15 protein-coding genes are annotated in these 13,863 nt (G+C 62.5%); 9 read left to right on the top strand and 6 right to left on the bottom strand.

From position 1 onward, the window contains the following. Positions 1-167: 167 nt before the first annotated feature. On the top strand, positions 168-1,199 hold the full coding sequence (locus ACOQFP_RS24640; RefSeq protein WP_421585784.1) for a tyrosine-type recombinase/integrase: 1,032 nt from the start codon (positions 168-170) through the stop codon (positions 1,197-1,199). Then, the gene (locus ACOQFP_RS24635; RefSeq protein WP_421585783.1) at positions 1,192-3,657 is read left to right on the top strand and encodes a tyrosine-type recombinase/integrase; all 2,466 of its coding nucleotides are present in this window, start codon (positions 1,192-1,194) and stop codon (positions 3,655-3,657) included. Before ACOQFP_RS24640 ends, ACOQFP_RS24635 begins: the two co-directional genes overlap by 8 nt. A 191-nt stretch (positions 3,658-3,848) precedes the next feature. Here ACOQFP_RS24635 and ACOQFP_RS24630 read toward each other — a convergent pair whose 3' ends face one another. From ACOQFP_RS24630 to ACOQFP_RS24620, 3 genes are read right to left on the bottom strand one after another with little or no spacing between them, the layout of a single operon-like run. Further along, entirely contained in the window at positions 3,849-4,493 is a 645-nt protein-coding gene (locus ACOQFP_RS24630) for a response regulator (protein WP_421585782.1), read from the bottom strand. After that, the gene (locus ACOQFP_RS24625) at positions 4,490-5,473 is read right to left on the bottom strand and encodes a sensor histidine kinase (protein ID WP_421585781.1); all 984 of its coding nucleotides are present in this window, start codon (positions 5,471-5,473) and stop codon (positions 4,490-4,492) included. The genes ACOQFP_RS24630 and ACOQFP_RS24625 overlap by 4 nt, the downstream gene beginning before the upstream one ends. 10 nt (positions 5,474-5,483) lie before the next feature. After that, the gene (locus ACOQFP_RS24620; protein ID WP_421585780.1) at positions 5,484-6,950 is read right to left on the bottom strand and encodes a serine hydrolase domain-containing protein; all 1,467 of its coding nucleotides are present in this window, start codon (positions 6,948-6,950) and stop codon (positions 5,484-5,486) included. Positions 6,951-7,216: 266 nt separating this feature from the next. On the opposite strand from ACOQFP_RS24620, the gene ACOQFP_RS24615 reads away from it, so the two are divergent. The 7 genes from ACOQFP_RS24615 to ACOQFP_RS24585 all read left to right on the top strand — a co-directional run bounded on the left by ACOQFP_RS24615 (position 7,217) and on the right by ACOQFP_RS24585 (position 10,358). Then, a complete protein-coding gene (locus ACOQFP_RS24615; protein ID WP_421585779.1) occupies positions 7,217-7,504 on the top strand; it encodes a hypothetical protein in 288 nt (95 codons plus the stop codon). 371 nt (positions 7,505-7,875) lie between these two features. After that, on the top strand, positions 7,876-8,112 hold the full coding sequence (locus ACOQFP_RS24610; RefSeq protein WP_032401325.1) for a hypothetical protein: 237 nt from the start codon (positions 7,876-7,878) through the stop codon (positions 8,110-8,112). A gap of 45 nt (positions 8,113-8,157) precedes the next feature. Continuing rightward, a complete protein-coding gene (locus tag ACOQFP_RS24605; RefSeq protein WP_032401326.1) occupies positions 8,158-8,457 on the top strand; it encodes a hypothetical protein in 300 nt (99 codons plus the stop codon). Between the two features lie 71 nt (positions 8,458-8,528). Continuing rightward, positions 8,529-8,858, top strand: coding sequence for a hypothetical protein (locus ACOQFP_RS24600; RefSeq protein WP_032401360.1), 330 nt, complete (start codon positions 8,529-8,531; stop codon positions 8,856-8,858). Continuing rightward, a complete protein-coding gene (locus ACOQFP_RS24595) occupies positions 8,855-9,019 on the top strand; it encodes a hypothetical protein (protein WP_155288773.1) in 165 nt (54 codons plus the stop codon). The genes ACOQFP_RS24600 and ACOQFP_RS24595 overlap by 4 nt, the downstream gene beginning before the upstream one ends. 257 nt (positions 9,020-9,276) lie before the next feature. Then, positions 9,277-9,480 (top strand): hypothetical protein, encoded by a 204-nt coding sequence (locus ACOQFP_RS24590; RefSeq protein WP_141215061.1) that lies wholly within the window; start codon positions 9,277-9,279, stop codon positions 9,478-9,480. Between the two features lie 77 nt (positions 9,481-9,557). After that, positions 9,558-10,358, top strand: coding sequence for a DUF6924 domain-containing protein (locus ACOQFP_RS24585; RefSeq protein WP_052061711.1), 801 nt, complete (start codon positions 9,558-9,560; stop codon positions 10,356-10,358). A gap of 51 nt (positions 10,359-10,409) precedes the next feature. Here the strand turns inward: ACOQFP_RS24585 and ACOQFP_RS24580 are convergent, their stop codons facing one another. The 3 genes from ACOQFP_RS24580 to ACOQFP_RS24570 all read right to left on the bottom strand — a co-directional run bounded on the left by ACOQFP_RS24580 (position 10,410) and on the right by ACOQFP_RS24570 (position 13,414). Beyond that, entirely contained in the window at positions 10,410-11,183 is a 774-nt protein-coding gene (locus tag ACOQFP_RS24580) for a hypothetical protein (RefSeq protein ID WP_141216253.1), read from the bottom strand. A 58-nt stretch (positions 11,184-11,241) separates the two neighbouring features. Continuing rightward, on the bottom strand, positions 11,242-12,240 hold the full coding sequence (locus ACOQFP_RS24575) for a NucA/NucB deoxyribonuclease domain-containing protein (protein ID WP_363799449.1): 999 nt from the start codon (positions 12,238-12,240) through the stop codon (positions 11,242-11,244). Positions 12,241-12,745: 505 nt separating this feature from the next. Further along, complete coding sequence (locus tag ACOQFP_RS24570) at positions 12,746-13,414, bottom strand: hypothetical protein (RefSeq protein ID WP_141215302.1); 669 nt, start codon at positions 13,412-13,414, stop codon at positions 12,746-12,748. Positions 13,415-13,863: the final 449 nt, after the last annotated feature.

Raw genomic sequence — 13,863 nt, 5'->3', positions numbered from 1 at the left:
CTATGGAGGGGAACAGCAGAGGAATGGATGATCGAACGAACGGGTCCCAGCAGTACCGGTTGCGGGAGGTGACGACGCTGATCGTTGTTGCAGTTGGAAGCATCGATTCTGTAGAAGGCGTGCCTGGCGTCGTTCTCCGGGATGCAGCGGATGAACCTATACCCGAGGTGAGCGATTTTTTCGCCACGATGCTGGCATCGGGCGCTAGCCCGAATTCACTTCGGTCGTACGGGTTGGCCTTGCTGCGGTGGTGGCGGTTCCTGGCGGCAATCGGAGTTTCCTGGGATCGAGCAACGCCCGTGGACGCTCGTGACTTCGTGCTGTGGATGCGGGTGGTTGGGCCCGCAGGCAAGTCGACGGGATATGCGCCTGCAACGATCAACCATGCGCTGGCGGTCGTAAAGGCGTTCTACGTCGACCGCGCAGCTGCTGGTCAGGGCCCGTTGGTCAACCCAATCCCGAGCGCGGCGCACAGAGCGGGCCGCCAAGCTCAGGCGCATCACAACCCGATGGCGCCGTTCACCGCGGGTCGACGTGCACCGCTGCGACAAAAGACCCCGGATCGGTTGCCGCGCAGCCTTCCCGACGGGATGTTCGATGCATTGTTCGCAGCTCTCGGTTCGCACCGCGACCGCGCGTTGCTCGCGTTCTACGTCTCCACTGGGGCAAGGGCATCGGAACTGCTCGGGGTGAGCGTTGACCATGTCGACCCGGGTGAGCAACGGATCGGTGTACACCGGAAAGGTTCTGGTCGATTGCAGTGGCTTCCAGCTTCAGCCGATTCGTTCGTGTGGCTCAGGCTCTACGAGCAGCAACTCGATCGGCCCGACGGCGAGCGTGCGCTGTGGTTGACCAGGCGAAGGCCGGTACGGCCACTGACATATTCTGCGGCGCGACGCATGCTTCAACGCGCCAACCTTCCGCTTGGTACGTCGTGGACTCTGCACGACCTGCGCCACACCGCAGCACAGCGCATGATCGAAGATCCGAATCTGTCGCTGACCGATGTGCAGTGGGTACTCGGTCACGCGCACTTGACGACGACGCAGATCTATCTCCGTAGCCGCACAGACGAGGTGGTGGCCAGGGTTCTCGAGCACCACCGCACGCGCAGAGATCGGCCCACAGAGATGCCGCCGGCAGCGGGTTATACCCGTGACGTCCTGGACGTTCTCCTTGGTGGTGGCCGTCGTGGCTGAACGCACCGCTTCGTCGTTGCAACGTGGTGCCAGGCCATCCCAGAAGAGCTCGGGCTTCTACCACTTCGTCACCCCGAAACTTCCCACGCCGTTCATCGAACGGCCCGTGATCTGGACTGCATCCCAGCAATCGATCGAAGAAGTTGTCGCAGCTGTGGAACGCCTGGACGAAGGTGCCTCGACGAAAGAACTGCGTAGGCGGGTACGCGAGGTAACGGGGCTGCTCGTGTGGCTGCAACAGTTCGAGGGCGAGTCCTGGCAGCAACGCTGGAGGGCCTCCGGTGCCGATACTGCTGGGAAACAGTGGTCTGATCCTGTTCTTACGCAGATGATTCCGGGTGTGCCGACCATGGACCGAGGGGCAGCGACAGGCGCAGCAGGACGGTTGATTCTTCTCGACGTGGTCCGCCCGGACTACCCGTGGCTATATGGCACTCCGTCGCCCACGCTCTACACACGATTCACGCAGGTTCGCGACCCAGAAGGCTTCGCCGCAATCATTGCCCTGTGCCGCAACGACGAGCGAGCCACGATGACCGACGAGCGGTCCGCGCTGATCCAACTCGCCCGAATGCTGATGCGCAATGGGGGCGACCTCGCAGCGGTAACTTTGACGGACTGCGTCGAGGCCTACCGGGCTCAGACCGGGTTCTCTTCGCGCCTGCACTCGCACTGGTACACGCTGCTCCGCCGGGCAGGCATTCTGTCCGTCGACAGCCCGCCGTCCATTCATGCAGCGTCGCGACGAGGACAACTCACCATCACCGAAATGGTCGACGGCTACGACATCTCCTATGAGCCTATCCGGGAGTTGTTCGTGGACTACCTGACCGAGCGATCCGCAGGACTGGACTACTCCACGATCGGACCGCTCGCCTCCAAGCTGATCTTGCTGTTCTGGCGTGACATCGAACTACACGAGCCGGGAGTCCATTCGCTTCACCTGTCCGATCGAGTTGCGCGAGCATGGAAGCAGCGTCTCACTGAAGTTCGCTATGGCAACCGACGACGGGGCGAACAACGGCAGGACCCGTACTCGATCTTGATGGCGGTCCGCGCGTTCTACGCCGATCTGTCGCATTGGGCTCTCGAAGACCCAGCCAGGTGGGCCCGATGGGCCGCGCCCTCCCCCGTTGATTCACGTGATCTGGCTGGAATGAAGAAGGCTGCACAGCACCGAAGATCGCGGATGCATCAACGCATCCGCGAACTTGCACCGCTCCTGCCGCGCCTGAGCGATATTGCCTATGCCAGACGCGTCGCGTCGGCAGCGTTGCTGGAGGCAGCGCAACGCGTTGCACCGGGGGAAAAGTTCACCGTAAACGGACATGCGCTGCGCCGGGCTGTGCTTTCGAGCGATCCGGCCTTGGGCGGAACCGGCCGGCCAGGGGTTGTCTACGTCACCACTGCCGCCACGGACAAGGATGTAGGCAGTGGACCGAAACATCACACGGCAGGACGGCGAAATTTGACGTTGGAAGCGGAAAGGGCGTTCTGGGCTTGGGCGTCGGTTGAGGTGTTTCGTCACACCGGGGTACGCATCGAGGAGATGCTTGAAATCACGCATAGATCCTTCGTTTCCTACACCCTGCCCACTACAGGGGAAGTGATACCGATGCTTCAGATCACCCCGTCGAAGACAGACAAAGAACGGTTGTTGGTGATCAGTCCGGAGCTGGCCGGCGTGTTCGCCGAGATCATCGCCTTCGTCCGCGACGGACATGAACAGATTCCACTGCTATCGCGGTACGACCACGCGGAACGTCTGCACAGCCCGCCTCTGCCGTTCCTCTTCCAACGGCGCTGGGGGCTGGTCAACATCAGCATCACGCATATGCGAATCAAGAGCTTGCTTGACGAACTCGTCGAAGTAGCCGGCATCACGAACACTGACGGCACAGCTGCACACTTCAGCCCACACGACTTTCGCCGCATTTTCGCCACCGAGGCTGTCTCTCAGGGATTGCCAGTGCACATCACCGCCAAGATTCTCGGTCACGAATCGCTGGAGACCACGCAAACCTACGTCGCCGTCTACGACCAGGACGTCATCGATCGCCACCGTGCGTTCCTCGCACGACGCCGCGCAACCCGGCCCTCTGAGGAGTACCGCGAACCAACCGACAGCGAATGGGACGAGTTCCTGGGCCATTTCGCTGCGCGCACGCTAGAACTCGGCACTTGTGGGCGTGCCTACGGCACTGGTTGCCAACATGAACATGCCTGCATCCGCTGCCCGTTGCTGCGCCCGGACCCCAACCAACGAACCCGGCTCGAAAACATCATTACGAGCCTTCGGGAACGTTTCGCCGAGGCCACCGAACGCGGCTGGCTCGGCGACGTCGACGGTCTGACCGTCAGTCTCGCTGCCGCACAACAGAAGTTGATTCAGATGCAGCGCACCGCAACCAATCTCGGTCTCCCCTCGTTTCAGGCCGAGAGAACCTCTAGGAGGTGAACCATCATGACGTCGGCACGCGCCGCGAGTCGTCGATTAGGCGAGCGACGTCCAACTCGGTGGGGACCTGCGTTATCGGGTCGAGTCGTCGTCGACGGTGGTTGTGACTTGTCGTGGAGCCATTGTTCTTAGGTGGTGGCTCCTGCGGAGGGAGACTCGGTGCAAGTGTCGGTCGTCCCATCGATTTCCCGTCAGGTCAGACCTGCCCGGCGGGCGACGATCGCCGCCTGGACACGGTTATCGGCATGGAGCTTGACCAAGATCGCGCTTACATGGGCCTTGACGGTGCCCTCCACCAGGTGCAGCCGTCGCGCGATCTGACCATTGGGCAGGCCTTCCCCCAGCAGTGCGAGGACGTCCCTCTCACGGCTCGTCAGTCGCTCGACTCTCGACTTGATTTGCTCGAGGCCGGCCAGGTCGTCACGCAGGTGGCCGATGACCCACTGGGCGACAGCAGGGGAGAGGTAGGCGCCACCCGCAGCCAGTGCGTGCACCCCTGCTAGCAGTTCACGGGGGTCGCCCGACTTCAGCATGAACCCCTGGATCCCCTCGCCGATCGCCCGTGCGACGTACTGCTCCTCTCCGAAGGTGGTGAGGATGCATGCTGCAGTTTGCGGAACGGTTCGCCCGATCTCTGCGGCAGCGGAAATTCCGTCGAGTATCGGCATGCGGATGTCGAGAAGGGCCACGTCCGGCCGATGGGCCTGAGCCAGGGCAATTGCCTCCCGGCCGTCCCGAGCCTGCGCCACTACCGTTACGGCGGGATCAGTTGAGAGCACGGTATGCACGCCGGCCAGAATCATTGGCTCGTCGTCCGCTAGCAGGACGCGGATCACCCTGCGCCTCCATGGGGGACATGCGCTATGAGCCGGAACCCTCCGTGGTGGGGCCCGGCGGACAGGGTGCCGCCGCACGCCTGTAGGCGTTCATGCAGCGCCACGAATCCCGTCTGTGACCCGGGACTGCGACGGAGCGACGTGTTGGGCGGAGTGTTGATGACCGTCACCTGAGTTTTCTCGGTGCTGCTGTCGATCTTCACGGTGACGGCGGATCCGGGGGCATGTCGTGCAGCGTTGGTGATGCCTTCCTGGACCACGCGGTGGATGCAGCTGACCACTGGGATTGCCGCGTCCTCTGGGCCGTTGCGCTCAAGGGTCACGGCCATGCCTGCCCGAGCCGCTCGCCGGACCAAGTCGGCGATGTCGGGCCTTGTCGGTCCCCAAGCCACCGGACCATCGCCGCGCAGCATTCCGATGACCGCGGCGAGCTGGGTGATCGCCGATGAGGCACCAGCCCGAAGCTCCGATGCCGCAGCTTGATGTGTTGTCGTCAGGGTGGTGTCCAATTCCATTGCGCCGGCACGCAGGGCGAGCAGGTTGAGATCGTGGCCCAGCGAGTCGTGCATGTCCTGGGCGATGCGACTGCGTTCCTGCAGGCGAGCTCGCTGGGCCGCCTGGTCAGCCAGCTCGTCCTGCTGGTGCAGGTACCGACCGCCGAGCCACGGGGCACCGCAGGCCAGGCCGATGACGACCAGGGTCACGCTCCAGGACGACCCGCTGACCACGCTGAACGCGACCGCGCCGATGGCCCCCGCCCCGAGGATCGCCGCCGCCCCGCCGACGTGGCTGGCCCGTCGACCAGCGACGCCGGCGAACACCGCGGCGACGACACACAGCGCGACTGCCCATGGCGGGACTACGTCCCTCATGCCCTGCCCAGCGCCCAGGCTGAGCATCACGCCTGCCGCCAGCCATGCATGCGGGTGATCCCCGGCCGCGAGCACCCAGTCCGGCCGACTGCCGCGCCAGCTCTTCATGGCGAGGATCCTAGACCTCAAGACGGCGGGCCACCTGCAGCGAGCGGAGCCTCGCCGCCACCACGACTACACCGATCGTGGTCGCGACCCCGAACCAGATCAGCAGGGCCGGCGAGTACAAGAACAGCTGCTCGTGGGTGAGGTCACGACCCCCACCGACCCACGACCCCAGCAGCCGGGGCAGCGCGATCAACAGCACCAGCGGTACGAACGACGCGGCGAGCCGCAGCGCGGTCGACCACCACCGGCGACGGACGGCTCGGGCAGCCCAAGCCCCGGCTCTTCGTACCGTGCGCACACCCAGCCCGATGCTGAGCAGCGTTACGGCGGCAAGCACCAGGTCGATGTAAAGCCGGGTCGCAGCGATCTGTTGCGGTTCCTCTCCTTCCACGATCGCTGCCATCCCGTCCGCCAGCAGGTACGGGCTTTCGTTGCCCAGGCCCAGGCCACTGTTGCTCATAATCGCGATGCCGTAACCCGATGGCAGCAGCATCTGGTACGCCGTGTGCGTGAACCAGACGCCACTGTGGCCCCATCGACCTTTCTGATCCTGATCCCACCCCAGGCCGTACGGCTGATCATTCGGCGTCGAGCGCATGAGGTCGATGCTCTCCGGTGTGGCGAGACGTTCACCATCGGCGGCTATTCCCTCGTTGGTCTGCATAATGAGCCACTTCGCCATGTCGTCGGCGGTCGTGATCAGTCCGTCGGAGCCACTGACGAATCGCTCGGGCTCGGTCGCGGCGACGGATATGCCGTACAGATAGGTGTGTCCCTTTGACACCCCTTTTGGCAGGTCATCGGGCGTCATGTCGATGGAGGTGCTGTCGTCCATGTCGAGCGGACCGAGCACTCGTTCGTGCAGGTAGTCGGCGAAGGGCTGCTGACTTACGACTTCGACCAGACGGGCGGCCAGGTGGTAGTTCGTGTTCGTGTAGTGGTGACGGGTCCCAGGTTCCTCTGCCAGGGTCGCGACGCGGGCCCGCTGCTCGGCAGCCTGGAGGCTGTGTGGTTGCGGCAAGCTCTTCTCGCGCAAGGTCTCGTCGCTGATGCCTGACGTCTGGTTCAGCAGCTCGCGGACCGTGATCTTCGAGGTGCGGGGGTCGTCCACCTCGAAGTCGGGTAGGTAAGACTGCACCGATTCGTCCAGGGCAACGGCACCTGACTCGACCAGTTGCATGACGGCAAGTGCTGTGAAGGATTTGCTCACCGACGCCACCGGCATCGGGGTGTCCGCCGTCATGTCTGCGCCGGTAGAGTCGTGCCCGTAACCCGCGGTCACGAGAACGTCGCGGCCGTGGGTGATAGCGATCGAGACCCCCGGGTACCCGGACCGATCCATATAATCGGTTACGTACTTTTCGATCTCGGATCGATCGATCTCGGCAGGCGCTGCCTGCGCCGATTGCATCGGCAGCAGGGCAATGGCCACCAACAGGGTTGTTCCGAGTAGGGCTCGGACAGGTCGAAGTCGCATCCTCGTACGCTACGAATTAGGTACCTCCCGCACCTGACCCGAAAGTCGGTCGGTACCCCCGACCTTCGTCAGGGGTCGGTCCCTGTATGCCGCTTTCAACGGGCGCATTTCAACTTTCAACGGGCGCATTTCAACTCAGCTGCCAAACAACTCGTTACAATCTGGTACGCCGCGCTACCGGCAATCTTCACGCCGATATCAGGCTCTGCAGCCGTGATCGGGACGACGAGTGTGACTGGTGCAGAAAAGAGGCAGCGCACGCAATCATGCACGCACCCGACCTCATCGGCCCCGAAGCCCGCAAAGACCTGCACCGGGGCCGGATGGAAGTCGAAGCCGAATCCGTCGCATACGTCCTGGCCGGGATGCTCGGACTCGACACCAGCGCCTACAGCGTCGGCTACATCGCCGGATGGGCAGCAGGAGACCCCGAGCAGGTCACCGCCACCGCGAAAGCAGTACTGACCGCTGTCCACGATCTGGCCGACGCCCTCGACCCTGCCGACGCCGAGTCGGACGACGGCGAGGACACCGGGACCGGGGCAGCCGCCTAGGTGCACCGGGAGATTCGCCGGCCGAAATGTTCCGGCCGGCGGATCAGGCCACCTACGGTGTCCACCGAATCGAGCTCCGCTTCGCTCCGCACCGTGGAAAGAGCACAGACGTTTTTTCACAGCGGTTCTGGCTACCGGCGAGCATTCATCACCCGTGCCCGCCGCCTCAACCCCTCGCTCCGCTGCGCTACGACCGAAGGCTCCGAACACTTTTCGTCCCGTGCTCGCTCCGCTCCCACGAAAACTGTCCGGCCGAAGGGTTGCCCCGTCGGCCCCGTGCGCTGCCTTCTCTCCTCACGCCAGAAACGGCGAAAAAACGGGGGGAGGACGCAAGACCGACCCGGCACCAGTTCCGAAGGGCAGCAACAGTTATGACCGAGACCACGAACACCGAGACCGTCACCTGCATCGCGGACGGACCCGACTGCACCGGCGACGTCGAATACCGGGACGCACTGTCCGGAACCGGAGTAGCGCACCCGAGATGCGACAAGCACTGGCAAGACCGCCTCGACCTCGAGGACGACCTCCGACGCCGCTACCCGGCCCACGCGCCCGCCGACTTCGACCCCACCTACGCAGGGGAGCGGTGGGACGAGGACTACTGACCCGCCACGCCCACCACCGATCGACCAGACAGAGGAGCAAAAGTCATGACCGTCAACGACAACGACGACTACTGGACCATCTACGACAAGGCCCTCGACGCGGCCGCCGAATGCCGGAGCGTCGAAACGCTGATCGACACCCTGGGCCGCTACTACCCGCCCTCATCCGGAGTCGCGTTCTTCCCCAACGGGGCCGACCGAGACCTACTCGGCACACTCACCGACGCCGGACACTTCGATACCGTCTGGATCCAAGCGGACTACCACTTCGCGCTCCGTGACGGCCGAGGAGACGGATTCACCTACATCGAAGGCGACATAGTCCGCGGAACCTCCCGACTGTGACCAACCCGCCCCAGTGCCGCATCACGGCACTGGGGCACCAACTCCGCACCCCCCTGGAAGGAAAGCCCCTGATGCCCGCTCAAGCCTGGGTCACCCTGATCGTCGGTGTCCTCGCCGTCGTCGGCGTCGCCCTGACCGTCCGCCAACGCACCGTGGCCGACAAACGCGCCCAAGCCTGGCAACGAATCACCTGGTGCCTCGAACGCACCACCAGCGACAACGAAGCCGAAGCCGCCCTGGGATGGGACATCTACACACCGGTGACCGACTCGCCGCTCATCACCCGAACCGAACGAGACGTCCTGCGCGCCGTCGCGACCCGGGCATTGTGGCGAGCACTGGCGTCACCGGCACAAACCGAGGACACTGACAACCAGAACGAGCAGGAGGACCCACGATGACCACCACCGAGAAGCGCACCACCGCAGCCCGACCACAGGTCGCGCGGGCCGCAGCACGGGCATCGGTCGCGTTGTACGAACGCGACGGCCTCGAGGTACCCCAGTGGATCCGTGACGCCGCCGAAGGGCGCCCGACCACCCCACCAGCCGAACAGCCCTGACACCGGCTCACAGCCCGTAGACCGAAAGGCCCGCACCCCACACCGGGTGCGGGCCTTCTCCATTGCCTGGGATCGGGAAAGCGTGAGGGAGCAGGGTCGGGCCACCCTGCGGGCGTCCGCCGAATCGAACTCCGCTGCGCTCCGCACTGCTACACCCCGACCACAGCGCAGACGGGCCGCTCGTGCACGCGCGGTTCAGGCTTCAACCCGTTGCAGCGCAACACAATCTGTCGGTACCCGATGCCACACTCGAAGCCATGAGAATCCGAACCATCGACGGACCACCACTACCCGCCGAAATCGCCGAGATGACCGCCCGCGCAATCGCTCTGACGCAGCTACACCACGCCGCCAGACGTTCCATCAACGGGAACAACACCGCAGTGGGTGGTCTTGACGCGCTCACCAGCGCAGTTGAATATCCGTCCCCGTCAGCTGCCGAACGTATGAACGCTGACTAAAGCTTATATGTGCGGGTTACTCAGCGAGACAAAGCAACTGGCCGTCCGATGACAGGCCGGAGAGGTAGTGTCGAGCTATGCCTACTCTCCCGGAAGGTCAATCCCTGCTCGTTCGTACCCATTTCGCCGCCGACGATGTCTGGCAGCAGATTGCAGCTGATGCCCAAGCTTCTCACCGACAAGCCGACGGAACCGAGGCACAGGCTTTCCTTACCGTGGTCGACGACAGCGAGTTCAGTGACCTGACACCAACCGATCTTGCCGAATTGATCCCGTCACCACCGCCGTATTACGTGTTTGTGGTCGACCGACAAGCGTGTGAACAGCCCGAGCATCCCGTTCTCGTCCTCGATATTGCAGAAGGCGTCGCACCTGCCTCGTTCCGCGTGATTCCCAGTCGACTCGCGGTGGTGGAGAACAACCTGTCCATAGCAAACCTGAGTTTCGACGAGCTGCGCTCCCAGGCCGACCCTGACGGGGTGTACCGCGGTACACCCGCGGAGCCGCTTCCGGCGGAACGGAGCGTGAACCATGAGGATTTGGTCGGTGCTGCAAACCGCGCAGAGGAGACACCAGTCGTTCAGCAACTACGACAAGATCTCGAGGCGAACCACGCACCCACCCTGACCGCGAGACTCAATAATGATTTGTACGACACATACACCGTATTGGCTGGTCAAACCCACCGACCTGATCTAAAAGTCGGTCGCGACGAAATGTTGGAAGTCCTCGAGCACGGGGGGAGGGGGTATGGCATTCATCTGCCCCTGATCGACAGTTACTGGACGATCTTCTTGGATCCATCGAGTTTGGATCTACAGGCCGCGATGAAAGTCTTCTATCCGCCGCAACCCGCCCCACGGCGACGCCCGGCATAACCGCAGCTCGATGGCCGGCCCCGAGAACGCCGGGACCGGCCATCGACGGTGTCAGGAAATCGCGAACTCGCTGACCTGAGTCGTTCCGTCCTCCGCGTACACGGGAACAGTCTTAGGGGCAGATCCGAACACCTCGGTGCCGTCGATGTTCTGCTTGCGCAGCTTAGAAGCTTCGGCCGGCGACGTGGCTCCGCTGTCGAGGTCCTGCTTGAGGATGTATCCCTGCACTCCGTCGGTGCCGATCGCAGCGACGAGGTCGGGCAATTCCGCGTCGGACGGTGCGGTGTCGCCCGGTCCGAAGGATTGACCCGCTGCATTGGTTCCCGACTCGACAGTGGTCGTTTCGGACTCGGAGGTGGTCGCGGACCGGGCAGCCGGGGCGGTCCAGTCCAGCGGGTTGCTCGGGAAAGTCAGGGCTTCGCGGTATTTGCTTCCATCCCATACCGCAGTGAAACCGTGACTGTTGTACGAACCTGTCCCGCAGGTCGCGGTCGTGCCCAGTGTCAGTGAAGCTGTACCGGTGGAGCTGTACTTGTAGCCGACAGCCTCACACAATGCTCCGCTCTTGAACAGTCGAGCTCGCACGCCGATGTCACCGGGTGCGACCTGCTGGCCGAAGACAGAGTAGATCTTCGACTGTGCGGTCAGGTTGGGCGAATTGATGATTGTGGAGGTGTTCAGGAACTGAACACCTGCGCCGTTACTTCCTGCTGGGCCGACCCAACCGGTGACAACGTCCGCGCTAGCAGCGCCTGGAGCGGCGAGCACCAACGCTCCTAGCAGGGCGGCGATGGTAGCTGTTTTACGTAGTGGTCGAGTTCTCATGTTCGAGGCCTTTCCGTTGGGTACCTTTTATCGGATTCTGAAGATGAAACGGGCTCGTTCAGCCGATTGCCGAAACGAAGTAGTCGTCACCGGGCATCACTCTGTTCCCGCGGTAAAATTCGACCATAAGGGTGCCTTGTTTATTGTTCTCGGTAAGAGGGACCCATCGGACGGTCGACCCGTAGCCGCCCTGCACGGTCGATGCGAAAGGGTATTCATCGCAGGATGGGTCTTTCATGTTGAGAGGTTTCTCGCCGAGTAGATCCAACCGCTGTTGTGACGACCGTGGGCATGCGGCGTCCCGATTTGCCTGATTGTCAGCAGAATTTCCACGAGTCAGCGGCGCGCCAGTACCAGGAATTCCGAAACCAAAGGCAGCCTGGCCAGCCTTAACTGTCTGAGATATGTTCGGGAACGCTGCTTGGGTGTACTGGACAGTCGGCTTCTCGTTCGGGTTGACGCAGCCGGTGCCGTAGTTGACTGATTGAGCAGCATCACACCTGAATTGCTGGCCGGTGGTGCGCGTGCGAACGGGAGTACCATCCAAGTCGTTCGCCGGCGAGTCTCCAATGTATATGAATTGAAGCGTTCGCTTGTCGAACGCGTTTGTCGCGTTTCTCGTCACATAATGCTCGTACTGCTGGTACCCAGTCCCTCCGATGACCATCGGAAAAACGTAGGCGGGATAGGTAGTGGTGCTGTCGTTGGCGAGATCGAGAACAACGAGTTGGAAAGAGTACGTACCCGGAATGGTGGTTGTTGGAGAAATCGACGAGACATCGCCGTAGAATTGGATCACGTTTTCTTTGGTCTGTGTCTGAAGAGGGCTACGGACCTGGAGAGTGACGTCGATGACCCAGTTTCCGATCGGCTCCAACGGGCCGTTAGGGAAATTGGGTTGAATGAATTGCTCGACGATGGTCGAATATGTTTTGCACGACTGAAAACGTGTTTGGAAACATATAGGACCGGATTGGCGTGCAGATATACCCGACTCCTCGGCATGCTTCTGTGTCAGCCTTTGTGCAATTTCCTCCGCTTCGGCAGGGTCGGTCACTTCGCGAGAACTCCGCTTTTCGACCACCTTCTGACCTGAGGTGGTCGTCGCTCCGGAGTCCGGTGGCACCTCGACTGGAGGCGCATTCTGGCCAGGTGGAGTGCCCTCTATGTCGCCCGGCGCGCCTCGTTTATCGACGGCACCTGAACCTCCACCGGAGCGGAGTCGCCCCCCGAGGGGCTGGGCTCGACTGGTTGCGCGCTGGCGGTGACGCTAGGTGCCGCGATGACGACCAAGCAGGTAAGACCAGTAGCCAACAACCTTGCGAACGAGCGAACTGCTGGCTTCTTCACGACTTTCTTCCGCACTGATTCCTCGTAAGGTCCGTCTGCCCAGACGCCATTACGCTTAAAAGCAGCGTCAGGCAGAATTCGGGCAGGAGAGTGGAACGTCCGAAAAAGACGTGGAGGCCGCCCCGACTACTACAAGGTGCGTGCCACAGGCGCTCGGTGAGCGTAGGCAAACGCTACCAACAGCTGGCTTGTCTTGGCAACGGAAACAGAAATTACGGAACCTGTGGTCGGAGCGTCACCAGGATTGCTCTGGAGCGGTCATCGAGGTCGATAGCTCTCGCAGACACCGACACCGCGACATAATCCGAATATGGTGTCAGAAAACGAAATTCGGCCGATTCCACAGCCCCGGCTTGCGCAACTTTCAAGGATTGTCCGATTCGGATTGCATCAGGAATGTCACCGGGGTGTAGAACCGGTTTAGCGCCGGGTAAGTGGCTTGTTTGCCATGCAATGCCAGTCGGAGCGTCGCCATACCAGTACAAAAGCTGAAGTGAATCGGGGTCAGCGATCGCGCGATACTCCGAGGGATCGGACAGCGACCGTGCAACCAGCGTATCCAGACCCGCGTTACGTCGATCGATGTGTTCAGTACCCTCCGAAGGACCAATATCCACAGACACTCCCCGAACAACCCGATGAGGTTCACCAGTAGGGCCGATGCCGTCGTGGAGAAAGTGTGCCGTGAACTGCATACGCCGATGTGCACCCGATGGACGGCATTCCACACCGACCTCTTGGAGCACAGTTCCCGGCCCACCGGAAACGAGCTGCGCCAGCACCGATGCTGTGGCGTCCCCAAGATCCAGCTTCGCCAAACCATCCGGAATCGGCCGACTCAGATCAACGCCGAGCTCAGCCCACGTCTGAGTCGCGCTCACGATCGGGCTGCGCCGGGCCACCCCTGAGGTCAAGTCCCACTCGAATGCCCACGCCGAGGGCCGATCACGCAGAGGAGCCAGACGATTAGCAACCTGAACCCACACGCCATGAACGCGACCAGACACATCGTCGGCAATCGGATCAACGCCAACCGTCCGCGAACCATGACTACACCGAACAGGGCTCCCATTTCGGCACACCTGCATGACAGCATCCAGTACGGCCTCGGAATCTCTACGCCAAGTATTTCGGTTGTCCTCATTCCTGGATATCTCGGAGTCGGACCCCGGTGTCATCGCGGGATCTCGTGGCGGGCCGAACCCCAGGGGAGGAAGAGGGAGTAAGCCGCTCAACAGCGGCAAGCGCCCGCATCAGCCGCGCGGGTGACCGCCTGCGGTCGCGTCGAAATGTCGCTATCTGTTGTCGGGCTGGTCTCGACCGGGCCGAG

The sequence above is a fragment of the Rhodococcus sp. MALMAid1271 genome (assembly GCF_049195265.1).
Taxonomy (GTDB): Bacteria; Actinomycetota; Actinomycetes; order Mycobacteriales; family Mycobacteriaceae; genus Rhodococcoides.
This window is presented reverse-complemented; position numbering and strand designations above follow the sequence as displayed.